This window comes from Pseudomonas serbica (genome assembly GCF_028823535.1).
GTDB classification, from domain to species: domain Bacteria; phylum Pseudomonadota; class Gammaproteobacteria; order Pseudomonadales; family Pseudomonadaceae; genus Aquipseudomonas; species Aquipseudomonas serbica.
The window spans coordinates 329,759-354,924 of record NZ_JAQIYM010000001.1; the positions used below are offsets into that span (position 1 = coordinate 329,759).

The 25,166-nt window shown below is 60.5% G+C and carries 23 protein-coding genes; 8 read left to right on the top strand and 15 right to left on the bottom strand.

What is annotated here, in order from left to right:
• The first annotated feature begins 109 nt into the window (after positions 1-109).
• Positions 110-748: a TetR/AcrR family transcriptional regulator gene (locus NQL71_RS01505; RefSeq protein WP_166618584.1), complete on the top strand. Its 639-nt coding sequence runs from the start codon at positions 110-112 to the stop codon at positions 746-748.
• 149 nt (positions 749-897) lie between these two features.
• On the opposite strand, the gene NQL71_RS01510 is transcribed toward NQL71_RS01505, so the two are convergent.
• From NQL71_RS01510 to NQL71_RS01550, 9 genes are all read right to left on the bottom strand, one after another.
• Complete coding sequence (locus NQL71_RS01510; RefSeq protein WP_007967989.1) at positions 898-1,113, bottom strand: TOBE domain-containing protein; 216 nt, start codon at positions 1,111-1,113, stop codon at positions 898-900.
• A gap of 33 nt (positions 1,114-1,146) precedes the next feature.
• Positions 1,147-1,953: an aliphatic sulfonates ABC transporter ATP-binding protein gene (gene ssuB, locus NQL71_RS01515; RefSeq protein ID WP_166618583.1), complete on the bottom strand. Its 807-nt coding sequence runs from the start codon at positions 1,951-1,953 to the stop codon at positions 1,147-1,149.
• On the bottom strand, positions 1,950-2,732 hold the full coding sequence (gene ssuC, locus NQL71_RS01520; RefSeq protein WP_274642185.1) for an aliphatic sulfonate ABC transporter permease SsuC: 783 nt from the start codon (positions 2,730-2,732) through the stop codon (positions 1,950-1,952). Before ssuC ends, ssuB begins: the two co-directional genes overlap by 4 nt.
• An 8-nt stretch (positions 2,733-2,740) precedes the next feature.
• On the bottom strand, positions 2,741-3,889 hold the full coding sequence (gene ssuD / locus NQL71_RS01525) for an FMNH2-dependent alkanesulfonate monooxygenase (RefSeq protein ID WP_166618582.1): 1,149 nt from the start codon (positions 3,887-3,889) through the stop codon (positions 2,741-2,743).
• A 29-nt stretch (positions 3,890-3,918) separates the two neighbouring features.
• On the bottom strand, positions 3,919-4,884 hold the full coding sequence (locus NQL71_RS01530) for a sulfonate ABC transporter substrate-binding protein (protein WP_046818420.1): 966 nt from the start codon (positions 4,882-4,884) through the stop codon (positions 3,919-3,921).
• Between the two features lie 101 nt (positions 4,885-4,985).
• Positions 4,986-5,579, bottom strand: a complete 594-nt coding sequence (gene ssuE, locus NQL71_RS01535; protein ID WP_046818421.1) for an NADPH-dependent FMN reductase — start codon at positions 5,577-5,579, stop codon at positions 4,986-4,988.
• Between the two features lie 332 nt (positions 5,580-5,911).
• Positions 5,912-6,550 (bottom strand): peroxiredoxin, encoded by a 639-nt coding sequence (locus tag NQL71_RS01540; protein ID WP_077184794.1) that lies wholly within the window; start codon positions 6,548-6,550, stop codon positions 5,912-5,914.
• Positions 6,551-6,843: 293 nt separating this feature from the next.
• Positions 6,844-8,184 (bottom strand): OprD family porin, encoded by a 1,341-nt coding sequence (locus NQL71_RS01545; RefSeq protein ID WP_274642186.1) that lies wholly within the window; start codon positions 8,182-8,184, stop codon positions 6,844-6,846.
• A 402-nt stretch (positions 8,185-8,586) separates the two neighbouring features.
• A complete protein-coding gene (locus NQL71_RS01550) occupies positions 8,587-9,924 on the bottom strand; it encodes an OprD family outer membrane porin (protein ID WP_046818424.1) in 1,338 nt (445 codons plus the stop codon).
• Between the two features lie 364 nt (positions 9,925-10,288).
• Here NQL71_RS01550 and tauA point away from each other — a divergent pair, with 364 nt between their 5' ends.
• On the top strand, positions 10,289-11,278 hold the full coding sequence (gene tauA, locus NQL71_RS01555) for a taurine ABC transporter substrate-binding protein (RefSeq protein ID WP_046818425.1): 990 nt from the start codon (positions 10,289-10,291) through the stop codon (positions 11,276-11,278).
• A gap of 64 nt (positions 11,279-11,342) precedes the next feature.
• Here tauA and argA read toward each other — a convergent pair whose 3' ends face one another.
• Positions 11,343-12,641, bottom strand: coding sequence for an amino-acid N-acetyltransferase (gene argA / locus NQL71_RS01560; RefSeq protein ID WP_046818426.1), 1,299 nt, complete (start codon positions 12,639-12,641; stop codon positions 11,343-11,345).
• Positions 12,642-12,907: 266 nt separating this feature from the next.
• Positions 12,908-14,059, bottom strand: coding sequence for an acetylornithine deacetylase (gene argE, locus NQL71_RS01565; protein WP_046818427.1), 1,152 nt, complete (start codon positions 14,057-14,059; stop codon positions 12,908-12,910).
• Positions 14,060-14,215: 156 nt separating this feature from the next.
• On the opposite strand from argE, the gene NQL71_RS01570 reads away from it, so the two are divergent.
• Positions 14,216-15,583 carry a CYTH domain-containing protein gene (locus NQL71_RS01570; RefSeq protein WP_274642187.1) on the top strand — a complete coding sequence of 456 codons (1,368 nt, stop codon included), beginning with the start codon at positions 14,216-14,218 and terminating at the stop codon, positions 15,581-15,583.
• Positions 15,584-15,689: 106 nt separating this feature from the next.
• Here the strand turns inward: NQL71_RS01570 and NQL71_RS01575 are convergent, their stop codons facing one another.
• The gene (locus NQL71_RS01575; RefSeq protein ID WP_077184803.1) at positions 15,690-16,154 is read right to left on the bottom strand and encodes an Lrp/AsnC family transcriptional regulator; all 465 of its coding nucleotides are present in this window, start codon (positions 16,152-16,154) and stop codon (positions 15,690-15,692) included.
• Between the two features lie 125 nt (positions 16,155-16,279).
• Here NQL71_RS01575 and NQL71_RS01580 point away from each other — a divergent pair, with 125 nt between their 5' ends.
• From NQL71_RS01580 to NQL71_RS01600, 5 genes are all read left to right on the top strand, one after another.
• Positions 16,280-16,618, top strand: a complete 339-nt coding sequence (locus NQL71_RS01580; RefSeq protein ID WP_046818430.1) for an ACT-like domain-containing protein — start codon at positions 16,280-16,282, stop codon at positions 16,616-16,618.
• Positions 16,619-16,707: 89 nt separating this feature from the next.
• On the top strand, positions 16,708-18,492 hold the full coding sequence (gene tfpB / locus NQL71_RS01585; RefSeq protein WP_077184806.1) for a type IV pilus assembly ATPase TfpB: 1,785 nt from the start codon (positions 16,708-16,710) through the stop codon (positions 18,490-18,492).
• Positions 18,493-18,600: 108 nt separating this feature from the next.
• Complete coding sequence (locus NQL71_RS01590) at positions 18,601-19,521, top strand: SPFH domain-containing protein (protein ID WP_046818432.1); 921 nt, start codon at positions 18,601-18,603, stop codon at positions 19,519-19,521.
• 8 nt (positions 19,522-19,529) lie between these two features.
• Positions 19,530-19,979: an NfeD family protein gene (locus NQL71_RS01595; protein ID WP_046818433.1), complete on the top strand. Its 450-nt coding sequence runs from the start codon at positions 19,530-19,532 to the stop codon at positions 19,977-19,979.
• 65 nt (positions 19,980-20,044) lie between these two features.
• Positions 20,045-20,365 carry a DUF2388 domain-containing protein gene (locus tag NQL71_RS01600; protein WP_169857239.1) on the top strand — a complete coding sequence of 107 codons (321 nt, stop codon included), beginning with the start codon at positions 20,045-20,047 and terminating at the stop codon, positions 20,363-20,365.
• A gap of 75 nt (positions 20,366-20,440) precedes the next feature.
• On the opposite strand, the gene gcvP is transcribed toward NQL71_RS01600, so the two are convergent.
• The 3 genes from gcvP to gcvT all read right to left on the bottom strand — a co-directional run bounded on the left by gcvP (position 20,441) and on the right by gcvT (position 25,073).
• On the bottom strand, positions 20,441-23,314 hold the full coding sequence (gene gcvP, locus NQL71_RS01605; protein ID WP_274642188.1) for an aminomethyl-transferring glycine dehydrogenase: 2,874 nt from the start codon (positions 23,312-23,314) through the stop codon (positions 20,441-20,443).
• A 242-nt stretch (positions 23,315-23,556) separates the two neighbouring features.
• On the bottom strand, positions 23,557-23,940 hold the full coding sequence (gene gcvH, locus NQL71_RS01610) for a glycine cleavage system protein GcvH (RefSeq protein ID WP_046818435.1): 384 nt from the start codon (positions 23,938-23,940) through the stop codon (positions 23,557-23,559).
• A gap of 50 nt (positions 23,941-23,990) precedes the next feature.
• On the bottom strand, positions 23,991-25,073 hold the full coding sequence (gcvT, locus tag NQL71_RS01615; RefSeq protein WP_046818436.1) for a glycine cleavage system aminomethyltransferase GcvT: 1,083 nt from the start codon (positions 25,071-25,073) through the stop codon (positions 23,991-23,993).
• Positions 25,074-25,166 lie beyond the last annotated feature (93 nt).

Genomic DNA, 25,166 nt, shown 5'->3' on the forward strand with positions numbered 1-25,166 from the left:
GTCCTGCGTACACAGTTCAAGTGTGGGAGCGGGCTTGCTCGCGAAGGCGTCCTGGCAGACAACACAGATACCTGCTCGTACAATGCCCCCTGCCCCGCAGGAGACTCCAATGACGCGCACCGCCACCGCTCGCAAACCCCGCGCCCGCAGCCAGGCCCGGATCGATTCGATACTCGATGCCGCCCGCACGCTGCTGGCCGCCGAGGGCGTGGCCAGTCTGTCGATCTACAGCGTCGCCGAACGCGCGCAGATCCCGCCTTCCTCCGTCTACCACTTCTTCGCCAGCGTCCCGTCCCTGCTCGAAGCGCTGACGGCCGACGTCCATGCGGCCTTCCGCGCCTGCCTGCAAGCGCCCATCGACCATCACGCCTTGAGTGGCTGGCGTGACCTGTCGCGGCTGGTGGAGCAACGCATGCTGGAGATCTACAGCGAAGACGCCGCCGCCCGCCAACTGATCCTCGCCCAGCACGGCCTGACCGAAGTCACCCAGGCCGACCGCCAGCACGACATCGAACTGGGCGACCTGATGCACAAACTCTTCGACCACCACTTCGAGCTGCCGAAGCTGCCGGGTGATGTCGATGTGTTTGCCCTGGCCATGGAGCTCGGGGACCGGGTGTATGCACGCTCGGTGCAGCAGCACGGGCAGATCACGCCGCGCATGGCCGAAGAAGGAATGCGGGTGTTTGATGCGTACCTGGGGCTGTATTTACCGCCTTACCTGCCCAAGCGCGCTGTACCTGCCTGATCTTTATACGCCGCACTGGCCCCATCGCGAGCAGGCTCGCTCCCACAGTGGGCTGGTGCTGAACACACATTGTGTGGCCAACCCAAAAACCTGTGGGAGCGAGCCTGCTCGCGAAGGCCGCGCCGCGGTCTCACTGACTGCCCACGCCCTCACAACTTGGCGATCGACACCTCGGTGGATTTCACGAACGCGATCACTTCGCTGCCCACCGCCAGTTCCAGCTCTTTCACCGAACGCGTGGTGATCACCGACGTGACGATCCCGGACGCGGTCTGCACGTCGATTTCCGACAGCACATCGCCCAGGACGATTTCCTTGATGGAGCCTTTGAACTGGTTGCGTACGTTGATGGCCTTGATAGTCATGATGTTGATTCCTGTCGTTGATTGAGGCTTGAGTTATTGAGCCCAACGCAACTGCGTAGGCAAGGGTGAAACAGGTTCCGGCTCCGGCGGTTGGCCGGGCAGTGACAGCACGCGGTTGAGCACTTCGGTTTCCAGCGCCGCCAACCGATGGGAGCCGCGAACCCGAGGGCGCGGCAGTTCCACGTGCAGGTCGAGGCCCACTTCGCCGTCTTCGATCAGGATCACCCGATCGGCAATCGCCACCGCTTCACTGACGTCGTGGGTCACCAGCAGCACGGTGAAGCCGTGCTGTTGCCAGAGCCGTTCGATCAGTTGCTGCATCTCGATTCGAGTGAGCGCATCCAGGGCCCCCAATGGCTCGTCGAGCAGCAGCAAGCGCGGTTGGTGGATCAATGCGCGAGCCAACGCCACTCGTTGCTTCTGCCCACCGGACAGGGCCGCCGGCCACTCGTTGGCGCGATCCGCCAAGCCGACCGCTTCCAGCGCTTCCAGCGCCTTTGGCCGCCAGTTGCCCTTGAGACCTAGGCCGACGTTGTCGATGATCTTTTTCCACGGCAGCAGACGCGCTTCCTGGAACATCAAGCGGGTGTCTTCCCGCGCCTCACTCAGCGGCGCGGAACCGGCCAGCAATTCACCGCCGGTAGGTTGATCGAGACCAGCCAGCAAACGCAGCAAGGTACTTTTTCCACAGCCACTGCGACCGACCACCGCGACGAACTGACCCGCCGGAATGTGCAGGTCGATCTCACGCAGCACCTGCCGCGAGCCGAAGGTTTTTTGCAGCTTGCGCACCGCCAGCGGAATCCCGCGCAGCAGGCGTGGAGGTTGCTCCGCAGTCATGCGGCACCTCCCTTGACGACCTGATAAGCCGGATGCCAGCGCAGCCACACACGCTCGAGTCCACGGGCGGCGAGGTCGGCCAGTTTGCCGAGCACCGCGTACAGCAGAATCGCCAGCACCACCACGTCGGTCTGCAGGAACTCCCGAGCGTTCATTGCCAGGTAGCCGATGCCGGAGCTGGCGGAAATGGTTTCCGCGACGATCAGGGTCAGCCACATGAAACCCAGGGCAAACCGCACACCGACCAGGATCGAAGGCAGCGCACCCGGCAGGATCACCTGGCGGAACAGGCTGAAGCCGGACAACCCATAGCTGTGGGACATCTCCACCAACGCCGGATCGACGTTGCGGATGCCGTGATAGGTGTTGAGGTAGATCGGGAACAAGGTGCCCAGGGCCACCAGGAAAATCTTTGCCGACTCGTCGATGCCGAACCACAGGATCACCAATGGGATCAGCGCCAGGTGTGGCACGTTGCGGATCATCTGCACCGAGCTGTCGAGCAGGCGCTCACCCCATTTCGACAGACCGGTGATAAAACCCAGGGTCAGGCCGATGCCGCCGCCAATGGCGAAACCCAGCGCCGCGCGCCAGCCGCTGATTGCCAGGTGCGTCCAGATTTCGCCGCTGCGCACCAGTTCCACACCGGCTTCGATCACGGCAATCGGCGCCGGCAGGATCCGCGTCGACAACCAGCCCGCCGACACCGACAGCTGCCACACCGCCAACAGCAGGACCGGTAATGCCCAGGGTGCAAGGCTGTGAAAGATCTTCTTCATGGCGCGCCTCAGCTCTGGGACGCGGCTTTCGGGAGAATGTCGTTGGCGACCATCTCGCCAAACGGGCTGACGTAACCCGCGCTTTTCGGCAGCTCCGGACGTTCGATGTCCAGGTGCGGGAACAGCAGTTCGGCGACGCGATACGACTCTTCCAGGTGTGGGTAACCGGAGAAGATAAAGGTGTCGATGCCCAAGTCCGCGTATTCCTTCACGCGCGCCGCAACGGTTGGGCCGTCACCCACCAGCGCCGTACCGGCACCGCCGCGCACCAGGCCAACGCCGGCCCACAGGTTGGGGCTGACTTCGAGGTTGTCGCGATTGCCGCCGTGCAGCGCAGCCATGCGTTGCTGGCCAACGGAGTCGAAGCGCGCCAGCGAAGCCTGGGCGCGAGCGATGGTGTCGTCGTCCAGGTGCGAAATCAGGCGATCGGCCGCTTGCCAGGCCTCGGCGTTGGTTTCGCGCACGATCACATGCAGACGAATCCCGAAGCGCACGGTGCGCCCCAGCTTGGCAGCCTTGGCGCGCACCTGGGCGATTTTCTCGGCAACGGCAGCCGGTGGCTCCCCCCAGGTCAGGACCATTTCGACCTGCTCGGCCGCGAGGTCCTGGGCCGCTTCCGACGAGCCGCCGAAGTACAGCGGCGGACGCGGTTGCTGGATCGGCGGATAGAGCAACTTGGCGCCCTTCACGCTGATGTGCTGCCCGTCGTAATCAACGGTTTCGCCTTCCAGCACCCGACGCCAGATGCGGGTGAATTCCACCGAGGCCTGGTAGCGCTCTTCGTGGCTGAGGAACAGACCGTCACCGGCCAACTCTTCCGGATCACCGCCGGTCACCAGGTTGAACAGCGCACGGCCGCCGGACAGGCGATCCAGGGTCGCAGCCTGCCGTGCCGCCACCGTCGGGGAAATGATCCCGGGGCGCAGGGCGACGAGGAATTTCAAACGCTGGGTCACCGGGATCAGCGACGCCGCCACCAACCACGAATCTTCGCAGGAGCGCCCGGTGGGAATCAGCACTCCGCCGAAACCCAGGCGATCCGCCGCTTGCGCGACCTGTTGCAGGTAACCGTGGTCGACGGCGCGAGCGCCTTCGGCGGTGCCAAGGTAATGGCCGTCGCCGTGGGTAGGCAGGAACCAGAAGATATTGAGGCTCATGGAGTGGTCTCCTTGGGGGAATCGGATTTTTACTGGGCTTTCGCAACGGCCGCCGGAGGCGTCCAGATCACGTCCTGGATGCGGAGCGGCTTGGGAATCAGCTTGAGCTGATAGAAGCTGTCGGCGATTTTCTGCTGGGCGGCGACCACGTCCGGGGTCAGGAACAGCGCGCCATAGCCCTGGCGTTTCACCGACTTCAGGGTGATGTCGGTCGGCAGGCCGAGCAGTGGCGAAACCTGCTGGGTCACGTCTTCAGGATTGGCTTTGGACCATTCGCCGACCGCGCGCACTTCCTCCACGAGGGTCTTGATCACCTCCGGGTTTTTCTGCGCATAGGGCTTGGTAGCGAGGTAGAACTGGTGGTTGTCGACGATGCCCTGGCCATCGCGCAGGGTGTGCGCTTGCAGCTGCTGTTCGGCGGCCGCCTGGTACGGGTCCCAGATGACCCAGGCATCGACGCTGCCACGCTCGAACGCAGCGCGGGCATCGGCCGGCGGCAGGAAAACGGTCTGGATATCGGTGTACTTGAGGCCGGCGTCTTCCAGGGCGCGCACCAGCAGGTAGTGCACATTGGAGCCTTTGTTCAGGACGACTTTCTTGCCCTTGAGGTCCTTCACCGATTTGATCGGCGAGTCCTTCGGCACCAGGATCGCTTCACTGTGCGGTGCTGGCGGTTCGTAGGCGACATAGAGCAGATCGGCACCTGCGGCCTGGGCGAACACTGGCGGGGTTTCGCCGGTGACGCCGAAGTCGATGGAGCCGACGTTCAGGCCTTCGAGCAATTGCGGGCCACCGGGGAATTCAGTCCATTGCACGTCGACGCCTTGCGCGGCGAGGCGTTTTTCCAGGGTGCCTTTGGCTTTGAGCAGCACCAGGGTGCCGTATTTCTGATAACCGATACGGAGTGTCTCGGCTTGAGCTTGAGTAATGGCGCCGAAGGTGACAGCCGCAGCAAACAGAGCGACCAGACCGCGACGCAAAATGACAGGGCGCATGGCGCTCTCCTTTTTGCAGTTGGGTTTAGGCTGCACCTGCTTGCCCGTTGGCGGGCGAGTAAGGCCAGTACTTCAATTTCAGGTTGTGGCTTAAGTGAGGCTTAAATGCTCCAGCGAGCACTCAACAAACGATCATTCAACAGGTTCGGATCGAGCGGCCGGGGCCGTCGTGCCATGGCGCTGAAAAACAACTCCAGCGACTCAGTCAGTCGTTGTTCCAGTTCCGGCGCCAACTGCGCCAGGGCGCTGCCTTCGCCGTAGGCGATCTGGCTGTCGACGGCGAAAATCCCCTGCAGCAGTTCCTGGGCCTTCAACGCCGACAGCACCGGCTTGAGCGCGTAATCCACCGCCAGCATGTGGGCAATGCTGCCACCCGTGGCCATGGGCAACACCACCTTGTGGCTCAGGGCACGCTCGGGCAGCAGATCCAGCACGGTTTTCAGGGCCCCGGAGAACGAAGCCTTGTACACCGGCGTGGCGATCAACAGGCCGTCGGCGTTTTCAATCTGCTGCAGCAGATCGACGACCTTCGGGCTGTCGAAGCGGGCGTGCAGCAAGTCTTCGGCCGGGAAGTCCCGTACCTGATAACTCACAACCTCCACGCCCCGCTCTTGTAACCAACGTCGAGAGCGATCCAACAGCACCCCGGAACGGGAGCGCTGGCTGGGACTTCCGCCCAGTGAGACAACCAGCATTGGGAGACTTCCTCAAACGGTGTTGGCGATTCGCGGCTTGCGATCTCGCTTTGATGGAGTGACCTTAACAGCTGATTAATATATCCATAAATCATATTTATTCATTTGGTTATTCGTTTAAGAGATATACGAATCAGTTTCTTCCCGGCAAAAAAACAGGCCGTTAAAACGGCCTGAAATCCCCCTGCTTTATGGATGCATTTCACTCTGAACGCTGCGTTGCCTGACCCGCCGTCTTCGCGAGCAAACCCGCTGCCACAGGGGTACGCGGTCACTGTGGGAGCGGGCTTGCTCGCGAAAGCGGCATGTGCCAAACCACAAAGCTCAATGACTCATTTGTTCGGCTGCGGCGTCAGGCGCAGGTACGGTTTCACCGCGCGATAGCCCTTGGGAAAACGCTGTCTGATTTCATCTTCATCCTTGAGCGACGGCACGATCACCACCTCATCACCGTCCTGCCAGTTGGCCGGGGTGGCCACCTTGTAGTTGTCAGTGAGTTGCAGCGAATCGATTACCCGCAGGATTTCATTGAAGTTGCGCCCCGTGCTCGCCGGGTAGGTGATGGTCAGCCGGACCTTTTTGTTCGGGTCGATCACAAACAGCGAGCGCACCGTCAGGGTGTCGTTGGCGTTGGGATGGATCAGATCGTACAAGTCCGAGACCTTGCGGTCGGCATCGTCGAGAATCGGGAAATTGACCACGGTATCCTGGGTTTCGTTAATGTCTTCGATCCACCGGTGGTGCGATTCCACCGGGTCGACAGACAGGGCGATGGCCTTGACCCCACGCTTGGCGAATTCATCTTTCAGCTTGGCGGTGAAGCCCAGCTCGGTGGTGCACACCGGCGTGAAGTCGGCCGGGTGGGAGAACAGCACACCCCAGCTATCGCCCAGCCATTGGTGGAACTGGATAGCACCAGCGCTGGAGTTCTGTTCGAAATCGGGGGCGATATCGCCGAGTCTGAGGCCCATGGTGCTGTTCCTTGTGAGTGCTTGATGGGCTCAACTGTGCCTGTATTTTTTATCTGTTAAAAAGAATAAATATCGATTTATTTAGCACTAAAGGAAATATTAAACATCTCTTCACTGGACGTGTGAACGCATCGCGACGAACATCGGCCACAAGGTTCGAGAAGGCCTTGAGTTGCTGCAAAAGAGGGACTTTCAAGGCGGGTTTACGGGGGTGAGCCCGCCTCGAAAACACAAAAGCCCCGCCCGGCGTGATGCCGGGTGGGGCTTTTTTTGCCTGGGTTACCCGAGCGCTATTACAACAGCGGGATCGAGTAGCTGACGATCAGGCGGTTCTCGTCCTGGGAACGCGTGTTCGGCAGATCGGTGCGCCAGGTGGCGTTCTTCCACTGCACGCCGAGGTTTTTCAACGCACCGGACTGCACGACGTAACCCACGGTCAGGTCGCGTTCCCACTCGGAAGCGCCGCTGGCCGCTTCACGACCGGCAGCGTTAACGGTGTTGATGTCGTCGCCATGCAGGTACACCACACCCGCCGTCAGGCCAGGCACGCCGAGCTTGGCGAAGTCATAGGAGTAGCGCGCCTGCCAGGTGCGTTCGCCGGCACGGGCGAACTTCTGGATTTGCGAGTCGGTGATGATGTAGGCCGACGATCCGTCGCCCTGGTTCAGCCACGGGAAATCGCTGCTGCCATTGCTGACCTGGTAACCGCCACCGAAGGTATGACCGGCAACGGTGTAGAGGAACAGGCCGCTGTACAGGTTGTTGTCGACCTTGCCTTTACCGCTCGGCGCGTTGTAGTTGCCCGTGGTGTAGTAGAGCGGGTCGTGACCGTTGGCACCGTCGTCGGAGCTGTTGAAGTAGCGCAAGTCCGACTTCAACACACCAGGACCGATCGACCAGTTGTGTACCAGGCCCAGGAAGTGTTGCTTGTAGAACTCTTCGAGGTTGCCGTAGTAGTACTGGGCCGTCAGGTCCTTGGTGAGTTTGTAGTCCCCCCCGGCGTAGATGAACTTGTTGCTGTCTCGACCTGTTGAGGCACGGCTGTTGGCGCCGGAGATCGACAATTGCTCGTTGTTGCTCGAGTTACGACCTTTGACCTGCTCGATCTGACCACCGATCAGGGTCAGGTCCTTGATGTCACCCGAGGAGAGTTGGCCACCCTGCCAGGTTTGTGGCAACAGACGACCATCGTTGGTCACGATCACTGGCAGTTTTGGCTGCAGGGTGCCCAATTTCAGCTCGGTCTGGGAGATCTTGGCTTTGGCAGTCAGGCCCAGGCTGGAGAAGTCGTCAACCGCTTCGCCGTTGGACTTGCTCGGGAATACCGTGCCGCCGTAAGAAGACGACGTGGCGCCATTGGTGCCGCCGCCCGAATCCAGCTTCACGCCCAGCAGGCCGATCGCATCGATACCGAAGCCGACAGGACCTTGGGTATAACCGGAGGTGAAACGCAGATCGAAGCCTTGGCCCCATTCTTCGTTTTTGTTCGGACCGGTACCGTCGCGGTAGTCGGTGTTGATGTAGAAGTTGCGCAGCCCCAACGTTGCCTTGCTGTCTTCGATGAAACCGGCGGCGCTTGCCTGCTGCGCCAAAACCCCTACAGCCACAGCCAGGGCCAAGGTGGACTTGTTCATTGTTTCGCTCCTATCGTTTTCTAGTTCCTGGTCCTGGGTCGAATGCCCTGGATCCGCAAGCGCCATTCGCGCCAGACCGTCTTGAGCGGTCGTTTTTTTGGGCCGCGCAGAATACCCGTTCATAATCCTAAAAAGAATTGCAGAATTAATTTTAATCGCATTTAGGAATATGCCCCGACAGCGCAGGCCCGAGGTATCGGCGACAGGCCAATTCCTGGAATTTTTGGGTGTTCGGGGATTTGAAAGCTCGATCCGAGGCTTACGGTGCGTGTCGGATAGCCTTACTTTAAGCGCTTGAGAAGAAAGCTAAAAAGAATAAAAAATAATCAGAAACATCTTTTATGGAATATAGAAATGAACGCGAAAAAAAGCCTCGTCCAGTGACGAGGCTTCCGCTACGACTTACTTGAAGGCGTAGGTGTAGTTGAAGATCAGACGGGTCTGGTCCTGGTCGAGGGTGCTGGTGTTGCCACGGTACATGCCGTGACGCAACGTCGTACCAAACCCTTTCAATGCACCCGTTTGAATCACGTAATCCACGCGCAGGTCGGTTTCACGCTCGTTCAGGTCTTTGCCCACGCCGTTGGTGGCCTTGATGTCCTGGCCGTACAAGTAGGCTGCCGAAGCTTTTAAACCGGGCACACCCAACGAGGCGAAGTCGTAGGAGTACTGGCCGTACGAAGTGTTTTCACCGGCACGGATGAAGCTACCCACAGTGGCATCGGTGAAGGAGTAGAAGCTGGCGCCGCCGGCGCCTTCGTTACGACCGTTACCATCGACGACGTTACCCTGGTTCAGGAATACGAAGCCGCCGTCATCGCTGATACGCTGATGGCCAAGCAGGAACGCGCTGCCACCCAGGGTATAGGTGAAGGTGGCGCTCCAGGTCTGGTTATCCACTTCTCCCGGATTCTTGGCGTAGCCATTGTTGTTATTGAAGCGGTAGCCAGGGTCGCCGTTCTTGCCATCGGAACTGCTGTCGAAATAACGAAGATCAGTCTTGAACGACTGGTTGGAGGCGATCGGGTAAACGTGCACCAGGCCGAGGAAATTCTGCTTGTAGTAGTCTTCCAGGTTCGCGTAGTAGTACTGCAGCAACAGGTCTTTGGTGACCTTCCAGTCAGCACCGGCGTAGCGGAACTGGTTGCTTTCCTGAGTACCGCCAGCCACGGCCAGGCCGGTGCTGTTGGAAGAGGCGCGACCGGTCGCGTGCTCCATTTGACCCACGTTGAAGGTCACGTTGTCGATTTCCTTCGAGGTGATGGTGCCACCTTCGAAGGTCTGTGGCAGCACGCGGCTGTCGTTGGCGATCAGGATCGGCATGTTTGGCTGCAGGGCGCCACCGAGGTGGGCCTCGGTCTTCGAGATGCGTGCCTTGACGTTGCCCGCCAGACGGCTCCACTCATCCGTTGCCGACCCATCGGAATCGCTAGGGCTGAAGGAGTTGTTGTCTGGGTGATGGCCCTTGCCCCCGTCCAGGTGGATACCGACCAGTGCCTGGGCGTCAAAGCCGAAACCGACAGTGCCTGGGGTATAGCCGGACTGGAAATCGAACTTGAGGCCTTCAGCAGCCTCGCGCTGCCGGTTGGCAGGCGTTTTGGCGCCTTCACGGTTATCGGCGTCGAAGTAATAGGTTCGCGAACTGACCGAAGCCTTGCTGTCTTCGATGAAACCCGCGGCGCCTGCCTGCTGCGCCAAAACCCCTACCGCCACGGCCAGGGCCAAGGTGGACTTGTTCATTGTTTTAGCTCCTCTCGTTTCTAATTCTTGTGTTCCTGGCCCGAAATCGGATGTTCCGGATCCTAAGATGCGCGATTAGCGCCGCAGCGTGACTCACAAGTCAATCGTAACTTTGTGTGTCTACGACCATAGTCTAATCCCCGTTTTTTTGGTCCATGCAGGTCATGAGTTCGTCACAAACCTGAAAAGAAAGAACAAATTCTTTTCTCATACCGTTTAGGAATTTAGCTCACCCTGCTCACCCCCCTCAGGACAGAGCGTCTGCCTCATAAGCTAATTCCTAAATGGTATTTATTAGGCATTTTTTAGATCGATTAGTTTTAGTAGCAATTCCGCCACAAAACTAATCGAAAAGGCCCATGCCATGACGAACAAGCGCGCACTATCCCGGCCATTTGTTACAGTTTGTGTATCGTTGCTGGTTTCTTTTTCCGCCCATGCGGCGAATCTCACAGTGGGTTACCAGACCGGTATCGATCCCAGCAAAGTGCCCCAGGCCGATGGCCTCTACGAAAAAACCATTGGCGAGAAAATCGACTGGCGGCGTTTCAACAGTGGCCCGGAGGTTGTTACAGCCATTGCTTCGGGAGATGTGCAGATCGGCAACCTCGGCTCCAGCCCCCTGGCCGCCGCTGCCTCGCGCAATCTGCCAATTGTCGCGTTCCTCGTTTCCGCGCAAATCAACGCCGCCGAAGCCTTGGTGGTGCGCAATGGCAGTGGTATCGAGAAACCGGAAGATCTGATCGGCAAGACCATCGCCACGCCGTTCGTTTCCACATCCCACTACAGCCTGTTGGGCGCGCTGAAGCACTGGGGCCTGGACGCCTCGAAAGTCAAAGTGGTGAACCTGCAACCGGCGGAAATCGCCGCCGCGTGGAAGCGTGGAGACATCGACGGCGCGTTCGTCTGGTCGCCAGCCCTGGGGGAAATTCGCAAGACCGGCAGGACCTTGACCGATGCCGCGGAGGTCGGCCAATGGGGTGCGCCGACCTTCGAAGTCTGGGTGGCACGCAAGGATTACGCCGAAAAACATCCGGAGGTCGTGGCGAAATTCGCCAAGGTCACTTTGGACTCATTTGCTGACTATGCGGCGCATAAGGACAGCTGGACCGCCGATTCGGTAGCGGTGCAAAAAATCGCCAAACTGACCGGTGCCAACGCTGCCGATGTACCGGAACTGCTGGCTGGGTCCGCGTTCCCGGATGCTCAGGCGCAACAGACCTCCGCCCTTCTGGACGGTGGCACGGCCAAGGCGATTGGCGAGACGGCGAAGTTCTTGAAGGAGCAAGGGAAGGTAGAAACGGTGCTGCCGGACTATTCGCCGTATGTGAGCGCGAAGTTCGTGCAGGAGTAACGCAACACCCCGGTGATGATCGTTCCCACGCACCGCGTGGGAACGATCCATCCTGAGGCCGGAGTTACAGGGCTTTTTCGAAGATCTTCGAATTGCGCTGATAGTTGTACAGCGACGCCCGTGCCGACGGCAGGCGATCAACGCTACTTGGCACGAAGCCGCGCTCGCGGAACCAGTGTGCCGTACGAGTGGTGAGGACGAACAAGGTTTTCAAGCCCTGGGCCCGAGCACGGGTTTCAATGCGCTCGAGCAATTCATCACCGCGACCGCCATGACGGTACTCCGGATTCACCGCCAGGCACGCCAGCTCCCCGGCATCGGAATCGGCGATCTGGTAGAGCGCCGCACAGGCGATGATCATGCCCTCACGTTCAACCACGCTGAACTGCTCGATCTCACGCTCGAGCACTTCGCGGGAGCGGCGTACCAGAATGCCCTGCTCTTCCAGCGGGCTGATCAAGTCCAGCAAGCCGCCGACGTCTTCGATGGCCGCTTCGCGCACCACCTCGAATTGCTCCTGGGCCACCAGCGTGCCGCCACCGTCCCGGGTGAATAGTTCGGTCAGCAGCGCACCGTCTTCGGCGTAGCTGACGATATGACTGCGGGCTACGCCACCTCGGCAGGCTTCAGCGGCGGCATCCAGCAGCTCGGCCTGATAGTTGCTGCCCAGGCGCTGCAGATGCGCCGGCACCTGTTGTGGACGCAGTTCGCGTACCAGCCGGCCGTTTTCATCGATCAGGCCAAGGTCGGCACCAAACAGCAGCAGTTTGTCCGCGCTCAGGTCGATGGCCGCGCGCGTGGCGACATCTTCACAAGCGAGGTTGAAAATTTCTCCGGTCGGCGAGTAGCCCAGCGGCGACAGCAGCACGATGGAGCGCTCGTCCAGCAGGCGATTGATGCCCTTGCGGTCGACCCGACGCACTTCGCCGGTGTGGTGATAGTCGACGCCTTCAAGCACGCCGATCGGCCGTGCGGTCACCAGGTTGCCGCTGGCCACCCGCAGGCGCGAGCCCTGCATGGGCGACGACGCCATGTCCATGGACAGGCGCGCTTCGATGGCGATGCGCAGTTGACCGACCGCATCGATCACGCACTCCAGCGTCGCGGCATCGGTGATGCGCATTCCGTGGTGGTAATGCGGGGTCAGGCCGCGAGCCTCGAGGCGTGCTTCGATTTGCGGGCGGGAACCGTGCACCAGCACCAGGCGCACGCCCAGGCTGTGCAACAGCACCAGGTCGTGGACGATGTTGCCGAAGTTCGGATGTTCAACGCCATCGCCGGGCAGCATGACGACAAAGGTGCAGTCGCGGTGGGCGTTGATGTAGGGCGAAGCGTGACGAAGCCAATTGACGTATTCGGGCATGAACCTGGGCCTGTAATAAATAGCAGCCGAAAAAAGGGCGAAACAGCAAAACGCACAGCGGGCTGATGGTTATCGTCGGAACAGGCTTGGCGACACGCGCGCTCTCCTCATGAATACGGGTTGGAACACCGGCAATTTATACGGCTTGTCAGCCAAAGCACAGACCCTGTGGGAGCGGGCTTGCTCGCGAAGGCGGTGTATCAGTCAAAATTGATGTAGCTGACATGCTGCTTTCGCGAGCATGCCCGCTCCCACATGGATTGCATTCAACTGACGGTCGTCAGGCAGTAATGTTCAATCAGCTGACGTAATAGATGCACCGTAGGCTGCAAACGTGACATTTCGAGGAATTCCCCCGGTTGGTGGGCGCAAGCGATATCGCCCGGGCCGAGCACCAGTGTTTCGCAGCCAAGGCGCTGAAGATAAGGCGCTTCGGTGCCGAATGCCACTGCTTCAGCAGCATGCCCGGTAAGCTTTTCGGCGATGCGCACCAGTTCGGCATCTTCGGCCTGCTCGAACGGCGGCACGGCGGGGAACAGCGGCGCGTAGTCGATCTTCACCTGATGGCGTTCGGCAATTGGCTTGAGCTTCTGCAGGATCTCGGCACGCAGGACCGTGGGATCCATCCCCGGCAACGGCCGCAGGTCGAATTCGAGTGAACACTGCCCGCAGATGCGATTGGGGTTGTCGCCACCATGGATGCAACCGAAGTTCATGGTCGGCATCGGTACGCTGAACTGCGGGTTACGGAATTGGCGCTGCCACAACAATCGCAGGCCGCGCAGTTCGCCAATGGCATCATGCATGGCTTCGAGCGCGCTGTGGCCCAGGCGCGGGTCTGAGGAGTGGCCGCTCTGCCCGAGGATATCGATGCGTTCCATCATGATGCCCTTGTGCATGCGGATCGGCTTGAGCCCGGTCGGCTCGCCGATCACTGCCGCACGCCCCAGCGGCCTTCCTGCCTGAGCCAGCGCCCGGGCACCGGACATCGAGCTTTCTTCATCGCAGGTGGCAAGGATCAGCAGTGGCTGCTTGAACGGTTGGTCGAGCAGCGGCCTGACGGCTTCGATGGCCAGGGCGAAAAAGCCCTTCATGTCGCAACTGCCCAGGCCGACCCAGCGGCCGTCGACTTCAGTCAGCTTCAATGGATCGGTCTGCCACAGCGCGCCATCGAACGGCACGGTGTCACTGTGACCGGCCAGGACCAGCCCGCCGGGGCCGCTGCCGAAACTCGCCAGCAGGTTGAATTTTCCGGGGCTGACTTGCTGGATATCGCAGGCAAAACCCAGGTCGCCGAGCCACGCGGCCAGCAGGTCGATCACCGGGCGGTTGGATTGATCGAGGTTCGCTTGAGTGCAACTGACGGACGGCGCAGCGATCAGTGCAGCGAACTGATCTTTCATGGACGGCAAAGGCATCGCTGACTCCAACTTCCGAATTGAGGACCATCATAGAACCATCTGGCGCCAGGAATAAACCGCCGCGGCGCGGAGGAGCGGTGAGTCCTGTACACTGCACGACCTTGGCAGCCACACATTCCCCCGGCTGCGCTCCCGATCCTGGATTTTCCGGCCATGCAGAAAGAAACCGAAATCAAACTCCGCGTCAGCCGCGAAACCCTCGCCGCCCTGCGCGAGCACCCGTTATTGAAAAAACGCAACAAAAGTGGCTGGGAACGCCGTGAGTTGATGAATCAATACTTCGACACGCCGGAGCGTGACCTGGCCCGGGCCAAAGTCGCCCTGCGCCTGCGCAAGGATGGCGAAGAAGTGATCCAGACCCTCAAGACCCGTGGCCAAAGTGTCGCCGGCCTGTCCGTACGTAACGAGTACGACTGGAACCTGCCCAAGGCCAAGCTCGACCTGAAAAAACTCGACGGTGAGTGCTGGCCAGAAGAACTGGCTGAACTGGACAAGAAAACCCTAAAAGCCATCTTCACCACCGACTTCGTCCGCGAGCGCGCAGAAATCGCCTGGGGCCGTGGCAAGACCAAGGTCGTCATCGAGGCGGCACTGGACCTGGGCCATGTTGTGGTCGGCAAGCAGAAAGAAGAAATCTGCGAACTGGAACTGGAATTGCGCGAAGGCGAACCCGCCGCGCTGCTGGAACTGGCCGCCGAACTGGCCGAGAAACTGGCCCTGATGCCATGCGATATCAGCAAGGCCGAACGTGGCTATCGCCTCTACGACGCCCACAGTTATTCGTTGAGCCTGCCGGCGCCGCAGATCAGCGCCGAAACGCCACTGGACGACGCCTTCGCCGCGCTATGCTGGCACTTGCTGGGCAGCAGCCAGCGCCTGGCCGAGCAGTATCGCTTCAATGGTCACTGGCGCCTGTTGCTGGACTGGGTCGAGAACCTGGCTGAAATGCGTGCGCTGATCAGCAGCCTCGGCCAGGCTGCGCCGCGTCAATCGACCCACGATCTGCGTGTTGCACTCGACGCCTTGCTGGAAGACTGGCGCCCGCTGGTCCAGGCCGGCCTGGACGATGAAGACGTGCGCAAAGCCGCGCCGGAACAATTCCTCGAAGAGCTCGAAGACCCGCGTTGGGGCCTGTTCTCCCTGAACACCTCGCGCTGGTTGCTCGCCCGCACCTGGACCGCCGACCGCAACACCCGCGGCAATCGCCAAGGTGCCGCGCAATTGGGCAGCTGGCTGCCACGCCTGCTGGGCGAAGAAGCCACTTCGCTGCAATTGCAGCGTTACCAGCAACAGCCGGAAGACCTGGCCGAGCAATTGCCGCGCATCGAACGCATCCAGGTCTGGCTGCACCACGCGCGCAACGTGCTGGAGATCCCGGAAATGGATCGGCTGTACGGCGAGCTGAACAAGCTGGCGCAACTGGCAAACGAGCCGATCACCGATGAAACCCTGGATGAGCGCAAGCAACAGGCGATCGCGGTTTATCAGAATCGTGCCTGGAAGATGCTGCTGCGTCTGTAAAACCGCCATCGCTGGCAAGCCAGCTCCTACAGTGAATTTGTGATCGACTCAAATCCTGTAGGAGCCGGCTTGCTGGCGATGGGGCCCGCACACCCACGACAAAATCCTAGACCGGCAAACTGGTGGTCGACTTGATCTCCGACAACGCCACGACCGAGTTCACCTCCTGAATCCCCGGCACCAGCGACAGCTTCTCAAAGAAAAACCGCTCATACGCCTCGATGTCCGCCGCCACGATGCGCAGCATGAAGTCCACTGCCCCCATCAGTACGTAACACTCCAGCACCTCGGGAAACCCGCGAATCGCCTCGGTGAATTCGGTGAAGTTCGAACGGCCATGGGCGTTGAGCTTTACCTGGGCGAAAATTTGCGTGTTCAGGCCGATTTTCTTGCGGTCGAGCAAGGTCACCTGGCCACGAATGATCCCCTCCTCCTTCATCCGCTGGATCCGCCGCCAGCAGGGCGACTGCGAAAGCCCCACCTGCTCGGCAATCTGCGCGCTGGAGAGCGAAGCATCCTCTTGCAGCAAGGCAAGAATCCTGCGGTCGTAGCCGTCCAGTTCGCTGTGCATAAAAAAACCCTCAACTGATAATTCTGTGAATTATACGATTCGCCAAAGCCGCGAAACGGCCAATCATAGATAAGAAATACCCGCCGGCGAATGTAAAAATTTCTCCAATGAACTGGAGACCGAGCATGCCGTACCTGGAAGCCGTAACGACCTCACCCACCCGCTTTGATGCCTGGAATGCCGACAACGCCCACTGTCGCGTTCACTACCAACTGCTGGCCGAAGCAGAACCGGATCTGCTGTGCCGCGCGCTCAACCTGTTCGCCTTGCAGTTTCTGACACCCGAACAGGTGAACGTGCAGCGCCAGCAAGACTTGCTGGCGATCGATGTCGTCATCGACGGATTGAGCTGGCATCGCGCCCAAGTGATTGCGGAAAAACTTCGAAACTTGATCAGCATGTGCTCCGTCGACCTGCAAGCCGCTGATTCGGCATGGGTTGAAGCGGCTCAGGCCGCTGGCTGACAAGACCCGATACGGCTTCGTCGGGTAGTGGCCCAACGGCTTGCAGGGTCACGACTATCCTTTGCGCACTGTCGTACAAAGGAGCCCGCATGTCCGTACAAATCGCCTTTCAGGACCGCTGGCTGGATCTCAATGATGTGCTGCGTGAACTGGTCGCCCAGGGTTTTGTCAGCCAGGACTCAGCCGAACAGGCGCTCAACGCCCGACGCCGTCACGCCGCCAATGGCCAGATGCACCCGCTGGAGTTTATCGCCGGCCAACACCTGGACGACCTCAGCCGGCCCGGCAAGCACCTCGACCTTGAAAGCCTGACCCTGTGGCTGTCCCAGCAGGCCGGCCAGCCCTACCTGCGTATCGATCCGCTGAAAATCAACGTCGCGGCCGTGACCCCACTGATGTCCTACGCCTTCGCCCAACGCCACAAGATCCTCGCGGTGTCGGTCGATCGCGACGCAGTGACGATCGCCAGCGCCCAGCCTTACGTCACCGCCTGGGAAGCCGACCTGACCCACGTGCTGAAGCTGCCAATCAAGCGCGTGGTGGCCAACCCGGTGGACATCCAGCGTTTCAGCGTCGAGTTCTTTCGCTTGGCCAAATCGGTCACCGGCGCGAACAACGGTGAACAGCCGGTCAACACCCTGGGCAACTTCGAACAGTTGCTCAACCTCGGCGCCAGCGATCAGGAACCCGATGCCAACGACGCGCACATCGTCAATATCGTTGACTGGCTGTTCCAGTACGCCTTCCAGCAGCGCGCCAGCGATATCCACATCGAGCCCCGGCGCGAACAGGGCACGGTGCGCTTTCGCATCGACGGCGTGCTGCACAACGTCTATCAATTCCCGCCACAGGTGACCATGGCCATCGTCAGTCGCCTGAAAAGCCTCGGGCGAATGAACGTCGCAGAGAAACGCAAACCCCAGGACGGCCGGGTGAAAACCAAGACGCCGGAGGGCGGCGAAGTCGAGTTGCGGCTCTCGACCCTGCCCACAGCCTTTGGCGAAAAAATGGTCATGCGGATCTTTGACCCGGAGGTGCTGCTCAAGGATTTCGATCAGCTGGGTTTTTCCGCCGACGACCTGCGGCGCTGGCAGGACATGACCCGCCAGCCCAATGGCATCATCCTGGTCACCGGCCCCACCGGCTCGGGCAAGACCACCACGCTCTACACCACATTGAAAAAACTGGCCACACCGGAGGTCAACCTCTGCACCATCGAAGACCCGATAGAGATGGTCGAGCCAGCGTTCAACCAGATGCAGGTCCAGCACAACATCGACCTGACCTTCGCCGCCGGAGTCCGGGCGCTGATGCGGCAAGATCCGGACATCATCATGATCGGCGAGATCCGCGACCTGGAAACCGCCGAGATGGCCATCCAGGCCGCCCTCACCGGGCACCTGGTGCTGTCGACCCTGCACACCAACGATGCGCCCAGTGCCATCAGCCGCCTGCTGGAACTCGGCGTACCGCATTACCTGATCAAGGCCACCGTGCTTGGCGTGATGGCCCAACGCCTGGTGCGCACCTTGTGCCCACACTGCAAGGCCCCGCAAGCCTTGGCCGAAGAAGATTGGCAAACCCTGACCCGGCCCTGGCAAGCACCGTTGCCTGGCAACGCCCAGCGTGCCATCGGCTGTCTGGAATGCCGCGACACCGGCTATCACGGTCGCGCCGGGGTGTACGAAATCATGCAACTGAGCGACGGCCTCAAGGCGCTGATCAATCCCGACACCGACTTGCTCGCGGTGCGACGCCAGGCTTTCAAGGAAGGCATGCGCAGCTTGCGATTGTCGGGTGCACAGAAAGTGGCCGCAGGTTTGACCACGATCGAGGAGGTGTTGCGGGTGACGCCGCAGAGCGAGCAGAAATAACCGATTTGTGTCACCTGATGATGCAGGAGGGCGATGAGCCGTATTTATACGCCGGCAGCCTCGCTACACTCCTGCGACACAAGACCTAGGCATCAACAGGGAATCGTTATGCAGATCGGCAGTGTGCTTTTACTTTTTATCGGCCTGGTAGTCGCCATTCTGTTCATGGGGTTCAAAGTCGTGCCCCAGGGCTTTGAATGGACCGTCGAACGTTTCGGCCGCTACACCAACACGCTCAAGCCTGGGCTGAACATCATCATTCCGATCATGGACCGTATCGGTCGCAAGATGAATGTGATGGAAAGCGTGCTGGATATTCCGCCTCAGGAAGTCATCACTGCCGACAACGCCACGGTGCAAATCGACGCAGTGTGTTTCTTCCAGGTGGTCAACACTCCCCAGGCGGCCTACGAGGTGAACAACCTCGAACACGCCATCCGCAATCTGCTGCAAACCAACATCCGCACCGTGCTCGGCTCCATGGAGCTCGACGCGATGCTCAGCCAGCGCGACGGCATCAACGAAAAACTCCTGCGTACCGTCGATGAGGCAACCGCGCCGTGGGGCATCAAGATTACCCGGATCGAAATCAAGGACATCAGCCCACCCGCCGACCTGATGGCGGCGATGTCCGGTCAAATGAAAGCAGAGCGGATCAAGCGCGCACAAATTCTTGAAGCCGAAGGCCTGCGTGCCGCCGCGATCCTGACCGCCGAAGGCAAGAAACAGGCGCAAATCCTTGAGGCCGAAGGCAGTCGTCAGGCCGCGTTCCTTGAAGCGGAAGCCCGCGAGCGGCAAGCCGAGGCGGAAGCCCAGGCGACCAAAGTGGTCTCCGAGGCCATTGCAAGCGGCAACGTTCAGGCGATCAATTATTTCGTTGCGCAGAAGTACATCGATGCCTTGGGCAAACTGTCCTCCGCCAATAACAGCAAGGTCATCCTGATGCCGCTGGAGGCCAGCTCGATGATCGGCGCCGTCGGCGGTATCGGCGAAATCGTCAAAGCCACCTTTGATAACAAGAAAGCCTGAGGCACGTCATGTGGGCATTTGTGCAGCATCTATCGTTCTGGGACTGGCTGGCGCTGGGCACGGTGCTGTTGATTCTCGAGGTGTTTGGCGCTGGCGGCTACCTGCTATGGATCGGCATGGCGGCTGCAGCCGTGGGCGTCTTGACCTTTGTCGTGCCGGACATGTCGTGGCAGTTACAGTTTCTGCTGTTCGGCCTTTTCTCGATCGCCACCGCCTTGTACTGGTGGCAACGCCAACGCAACGCCGTGCGTCAAAGCGATCAACCAAACCTGAATCTGCGCGGCCAGGATCTGATCGGGAAAACCTTTGTGGTGCATGAAGCCATTGTCGACGGCCGCGGCAAAATCAAAGTCGCCGACGGGGTGTGGTTGGCCCAGGGACCCGACGCGGTCCCCGGCAGTCGCGTGCGGGTCGTCGGCCAGCAAGGCGCGATCCTACTGGTTGAAGCAGCGGAATAGGCGGCTATGGAACTCAACGGGGTGATTGGCAATCCAACGCCGCAGTTCATCCAGTGGAGTCACCCATCATGCGTCTCAAACTTGCTGTCGCTACCATCGCTTTGTTGTCCCTGCCTGTTGGTTCGGCGATGGCCGATAGCTTTTGGCGTAACGTCATTTCTTCCGGTGCAACCACCGGTTCGACCTACCTGACGTTCAAGGATCACAAACTGATCGTCGCTGCCCAGGACGATGCCGGCAGTTTTGTCGCCAGTGACGGCGGCATCCGCGGCCCGTACCTGGAAGCGGCGATGCAGAAAGTCCGCGCCGACAACCCGGGGCTGCAGGCTACGGACATGGAACTGGCGAATGCGATCCTGGCGAAGAATGCCGTGGCTTCGGAATAAGCCAGTTGCCGCACAGAAAAATGCCGCTCAAATGAGCGGCATTTTTTATTGCCAACACCAAAGCCGTGGGTTTTTTCAGCGGTACTCGTCCAGCGGCACACACGCACAAAACAGGTTCCGGTCACCGTAGACATTGTCCACCCGGTTAACCACCGGCCAATATTTGTGCGCCTTGGTATGAGCATCCGGTGTGACCGCCTGCTCGATACTGTAGGGCCTTTCCCACACGCCAGTGATGTCCGCCAGCGTATGCGGCGCACGTTTCAACGGGTTGTCCTCGGCCGGCCAGTTGCCGTTCTGTACTTCGGTAATCTCCGCGCGGATGCTCAGCATCGCGCCGATAAAGCGGTCCAGCTCTGCTTTCGATTCACTTTCAGTGGGCTCGACCATCAACGTCCCTGGCACTGGGAACGACATGGTCGGCGCATGGAAGCCATAGTCCATCAGGCGCTTGGCAACGTCTTCTTCGCTGATGCCGGTCAGCACCTTGAGTGGCCGCAGGTCAAGAATGCACTCGTGGGCCACGCGCTCGTTGCGCCCGGTGTAGAGCACGGGGAACGCGCCGGACAGGTGCCGCGCCAGGTAATTCGCCGCGAGGATCGCGACTTCACTGGCGTCGGCCAGTTGCGGCCCCATCATGGCGATGTACATCCAACTGATCGGCAGGATACTTGCGCTGCCCCAAGGCGCCGCACTGACTGCGCCGTTCTGCGCCAGCGGCCCATCGATCGGCACCACCGGGTGGTTGGCCACGAACGGTGCCAGGTGCGCGCGCACGCCAATCGGCCCCATGCCCGGCCCACCGCCGCCATGGGGTATGCAGAAGGTTTTGTGCAGGTTCATGTGTGACACGTCGGCACCAATGTCCGCCGGGCGCGCGAGGCCGACCTGGGCATTGAGGTTGGCGCCGTCCATGTACACCTGGCCGCCGTGGCTGTGGATAACTTCACAGATTTCGCTGATGCCTTCCTCGTACACGCCGTGGGTCGACGGATAAGTCGCCATCAGGCAGGCGAGTTTATCCCCGGCCTGGGCGGCTTTTACCTTCAGGTCATCGAGATCGACGTTACCCGCCTCGTCGCACTCCACAATCACCACGCGCATCCCGGCCATTTGCGCCGAGGCTGGGTTGGTGCCATGGGCCGACGAAGGAATCAGGCAGATATCCCGCCCGCCCTGTTGGCGGCTCTCGTGGTATTTACGGATCGCCAGCAACCCGGCGTACTCACCCTGTGCCCCGGAATTGGGTTGCATGCAGATCGCATCGAACCCGGTGATCGCGCAGAGCCAGCGCTCCAGTTCTTCGATCATCAACGAGTAACCGACCGCCTGCTCCTTGGGCGCAAATGGATGCAGGTTGGCGAATTGCGGCCAGGTAATCGGGATCATCTCGCTGGTGGCATTGAGCTTCATGGTGCAAGAGCCCAGCGGGATCATCGATTGATTGAGCGCCAGATCCTTGTTTTCCAGCTGCTTGAGGTAGCGCAGCATCTCTGTTTCGCTGTGGTGGGCATTGAACACCGGATGGCGCAGATAGGGCGAGGTTCGTCCGAGCGCTTCGGGAATGCCGCCAACCAGGGTTTCAGCGTCCAGTTCGTCAACGCTGAGCCCATGATCGGCCCCCAGGAACACATCGAACAGCTTCGCCACGGTGCTTTCGTCGCAGGTTTCGTCGAGGCTTAGAGCCAATTGCCCGCGCCCTAGAATGCGCAGGTTGATCTGCGCGGCCTGGGCGCTTTCGACGATCGCGGTCTGGGTGCCACCGACTTCCAGGGTCAGCGTGTCGAAGAAGTGTTGGTTGAGACGGGTAATGCCCTTGCGCTCAAGGCCAGCGGCAAGGATGCAGGTCAGCCGGTGCACGCGCTGGGCAATTCGTTTCAGCCCTTCCGGGCCGTGGTAAACCGCGTAGAAACTGGCGATATTGGCCAGCAGCACCTGCGCGGTACAGATGTTCGAGTTGGCCTTTTCACGACGGATATGCTGCTCGCGGGTTTGCAGCGCCATGCGCAGGGCAACGTTGCTGCGGGCATCCTTCGACACGCCGATGATGCGTCCGGGAATCGCCCGCTTGTACTCGTCACGGCTGGCAAAAAACGCCGCGTGGGGGCCGCCGTAGCCCATGGGCACGCCGAATCGCTGGGAGGAGCCGAACACCACGTCGGCCCCCAACTCGCCCGGCGGGGTCAGCAACAGCAGGCTCAGCAGATCGGTGGCGACACACGCCAGCGCCTGCTGGGCATGCAGATGATCGATCAACGGCCGCAGGTCGCGGATCTCGCCGTGGGTGTCGGGATACTGCAGCAGCGCACCGAACACCTGGTGCTGCTTCAAGTTATCCACAGCGTCGACGATCAGCTCGAAGCCGAAACCTTCGGCGCGGGTTTGCACCACGGAGATAGTCTGTGGATGGCAGTTCTCGTCGACAAAGAACAGGTTGCTTTTCGACTTGGCGACCCGCTTGGCCAGCGCCATGGCTTCCGCCGCCGCGGTGGCTTCATCCAACAGCGAGGCGTTGGCCAGCTCCAGCCCGGTGAGGTCAATGGTCAACTGCTGGAAATTCAGCAGGGCTTCGAGGCGACCCTGGGCGATTTCCGGTTGGTAGGGTGTATACGCGGTGTACCAGCCGGGATTTTCCAGGACGTTGCGCAGTATGACGGCCGGCGTCAGCGTCCCGTGATAGCCCATGCCGATCAGGCTGGTCCAGACCTGGTTCTGCTCGGCATAACCGCGCAGCTTGGCCAGCGCGGCTTCTTCGTCGAGAGCAGGCGGCAGGTCGAGTGGCCGGTTCAGGCGGATTCCCGGCGGTACCGTCTGCTCGATCAACTCGACCCGGCTGCCGAGGCCGAGGCTGTCGAGCATCGCCTGTTGCTCGGCGGCATCAGGCCCGAGGTGGCGGCGAAGAAAGGCATTGGGGTCGCGTAACTGGCTCAGGGACGGCAACTGGGACATGACGGGCTCTCTCTTGACTGGCGCTCAGCGTCGATGCAACACGGTCAAACCAGCATAGCAGTCGATGCTATGTGCGAAATCCATTGTGGGAGCGGGCTTGCTCGCGAAGGCGGTATGTCAGGTTGTGAAAATGTTGGCTGACGCACCGTCTTCGCGAGCAAGCCCGCTCCCACATTTGGTGGTGCGTCAGGTACAAAAAAAAAGCCCCGACAGGTCGGGGCTTTGGGGGTAACGCTGAAGGCTTATTCGCCGATGGCGGCCTTGTATCCAGCCGCATCGAGCAGCTTTTCCAGGTCAGCCGCGTTGCTTGGCTTGATCTTGAAGATCCACGCGCCGTACGGGTCGGAGTTGAGCAACTCAGGTTCAGCGCTCAGTGCTTCGTTGACCGCGATCACTTCACCGGCAATCGGGGAATAGATGTCGGAAGCGGCTTTAACCGATTCAACCACACCAGACTGATCACCGGCGGCAAACACGTTGCCCACTTCGGTCAGCTCAACGAACACCACATCACCCAGCGCTTCCTGCGCGTGATCGCTGATGCCTACGGTAACGGTGCCATCGGCTTCCAGGCGAGCCCATTCGTGACTCTCGGCAAATCGCAGGTCGGCAGGGATATCGCTCATGTTCTGTGTCCTCAGGAAAATGATCGGCGGTCAACTTCCGCCGGAAAAGGTTAGATCAAGGTTTTGCCATGGCGGACGAAGGTCGGCTTGACCACTCGGACCGGGTACCACTTGCCACGGATTTCCACTTCTGCGCGGTCGGCCGTGGCCATTGGCACGCGCGCCAGTGCAATCGACTTGCTAAGCGTAGGAGAGAAACTACCACTGGTGATCTCTCCTTCGCCAACATCGGCGATGCGGACCACTTGATGAGCGCGCAAAACCCCGCGCTCCTCAAGGACCAGACCGACCAGTTTGTGTTGTACGCCACCACTGCGTTCGGCTTCCAGCGCCTTGCGGCCGATGAACTGGCGAGCGGCCGGCTCCCAGGCAATGCTCCAGGCCATGTTGGAGGCCAGCGGCGAGACGTCCAGGTCGATGTCCTGGCCGTACAGGTTCATGCCCGCTTCCACCCGCAGGGTGTCACGCGCGCCCAGGCCAATGGGGGAAATGCCCGCGCCCACCAGATCGTTGAAAAATCCCGGCGCCTGGTCGGCCGGCAGAATGATTTCCAGGCCGTCTTCACCGGTGTAGCCGGTGCGGGCGATGAACCAGTCCCCGTCGGGCCGGCCTTCGAACGGCTTGAGCTGCTGGATCAGGGTACCGCGCGACTGGTTCACCAGCTCGGCGATCTTGTGCCGGGCATGGGGGCCCTGGATGGCCAGCATGGCCAGTTCGGCGCGCTCGTTGAGCTGCACTTCAAAACCGTCGAGATGCGCCTGCATCCACGCCAGGTCCTGATCGCGGGTGGAGGCGTTGACCACCAGGCGGTAACCGCTGTCGAGGCGATAGACGATCATGTCGTCGACGATACCGCCGCGCTCATTGAGCATGGCGCTGTACAACGCGGAACCGGGTTTGTGCAGGCGTTCGACGTCGTTGGTCAGCAAATGCTGAAGCCATGCCTTGGCCTGGGGGCCGTCGACATCGATCACGGTCATGTGGGATACATCAAAAACACCGCAGTCGCGGCGCACCTGATGATGCTCCTCGACCTGGGATCCATAATGCAGAGGCATATCCCAACCGCCAAAATCGACCATCTTCGCGCCGAGGGCGAGATGAAGGTCATACAGAGGCGTACGCTGTCCCATGGGTTTCTCCTTCCGGGCGTGGCGAAGGTGCGGGCCAGTGATACGGCTTGCTGGAGCCTTGAAACAAAAGGCCTCCAGCCGTTTTCACTACCT

Excerpts from the sequence above, each read along its gene's own strand:
- NQL71_RS01595 (WP_046818433.1), top strand. The coding sequence starts at position 19,530 with ATGTGGGCATTTGTGCAGCATCTATCGTTCTGGGACTGGCTGGCGCTG.
- ssuD (WP_166618582.1), bottom strand. The coding sequence starts at position 3,889 with ATGAGCCTCAATATCTTCTGGTTCCTGCCTACCCACGGCGACGGCCAT.
- NQL71_RS01510 (WP_007967989.1), bottom strand. The coding sequence starts at position 1,113 with ATGACTATCAAGGCCATCAACGTACGCAACCAGTTCAAAGGCTCCATC.
- tfpB (WP_077184806.1), top strand. The coding sequence starts at position 16,708 with ATGTCCGTACAAATCGCCTTTCAGGACCGCTGGCTGGATCTCAATGAT.
- NQL71_RS01550 (WP_046818424.1), bottom strand. The coding sequence starts at position 9,924 with ATGAACAAGTCCACCTTGGCCCTGGCCGTGGCGGTAGGGGTTTTGGCG.
- argA (WP_046818426.1), bottom strand. The coding sequence starts at position 12,641 with ATGCCCGAATACGTCAATTGGCTTCGTCACGCTTCGCCCTACATCAAC.
- NQL71_RS01590 (WP_046818432.1), top strand. The coding sequence starts at position 18,601 with ATGCAGATCGGCAGTGTGCTTTTACTTTTTATCGGCCTGGTAGTCGCC.
- tauA (WP_046818425.1), top strand. The coding sequence starts at position 10,289 with ATGACGAACAAGCGCGCACTATCCCGGCCATTTGTTACAGTTTGTGTA.
- NQL71_RS01530 (WP_046818420.1), bottom strand. The coding sequence starts at position 4,884 with ATGCGCCCTGTCATTTTGCGTCGCGGTCTGGTCGCTCTGTTTGCTGCG.
- ssuE (WP_046818421.1), bottom strand. The coding sequence starts at position 5,579 with ATGCTGGTTGTCTCACTGGGCGGAAGTCCCAGCCAGCGCTCCCGTTCC.
- gcvP (WP_274642188.1), bottom strand. The coding sequence starts at position 23,314 with ATGTCCCAGTTGCCGTCCCTGAGCCAGTTACGCGACCCCAATGCCTTT.
- NQL71_RS01540 (WP_077184794.1), bottom strand. The coding sequence starts at position 6,550 with ATGGGCCTCAGACTCGGCGATATCGCCCCCGATTTCGAACAGAACTCC.
- NQL71_RS01580 (WP_046818430.1), top strand. The coding sequence starts at position 16,280 with ATGCCGTACCTGGAAGCCGTAACGACCTCACCCACCCGCTTTGATGCC.
- NQL71_RS01570 (WP_274642187.1), top strand. The coding sequence starts at position 14,216 with ATGCAGAAAGAAACCGAAATCAAACTCCGCGTCAGCCGCGAAACCCTC.
- gcvH (WP_046818435.1), bottom strand. The coding sequence starts at position 23,940 with ATGAGCGATATCCCTGCCGACCTGCGATTTGCCGAGAGTCACGAATGG.
- ssuB (WP_166618583.1), bottom strand. The coding sequence starts at position 1,953 with ATGACTGCGGAGCAACCTCCACGCCTGCTGCGCGGGATTCCGCTGGCG.
- ssuC (WP_274642185.1), bottom strand. The coding sequence starts at position 2,732 with ATGAAGAAGATCTTTCACAGCCTTGCACCCTGGGCATTACCGGTCCTG.
- NQL71_RS01545 (WP_274642186.1), bottom strand. The coding sequence starts at position 8,184 with ATGAACAAGTCCACCTTGGCCCTGGCTGTGGCTGTAGGGGTTTTGGCG.
- argE (WP_046818427.1), bottom strand. The coding sequence starts at position 14,059 with ATGCCTTTGCCGTCCATGAAAGATCAGTTCGCTGCACTGATCGCTGCG.
- NQL71_RS01575 (WP_077184803.1), bottom strand. The coding sequence starts at position 16,154 with ATGCACAGCGAACTGGACGGCTACGACCGCAGGATTCTTGCCTTGCTG.
- gcvT (WP_046818436.1), bottom strand. The coding sequence starts at position 25,073 with ATGGGACAGCGTACGCCTCTGTATGACCTTCATCTCGCCCTCGGCGCG.
- NQL71_RS01505 (WP_166618584.1), top strand. The coding sequence starts at position 110 with ATGACGCGCACCGCCACCGCTCGCAAACCCCGCGCCCGCAGCCAGGCC.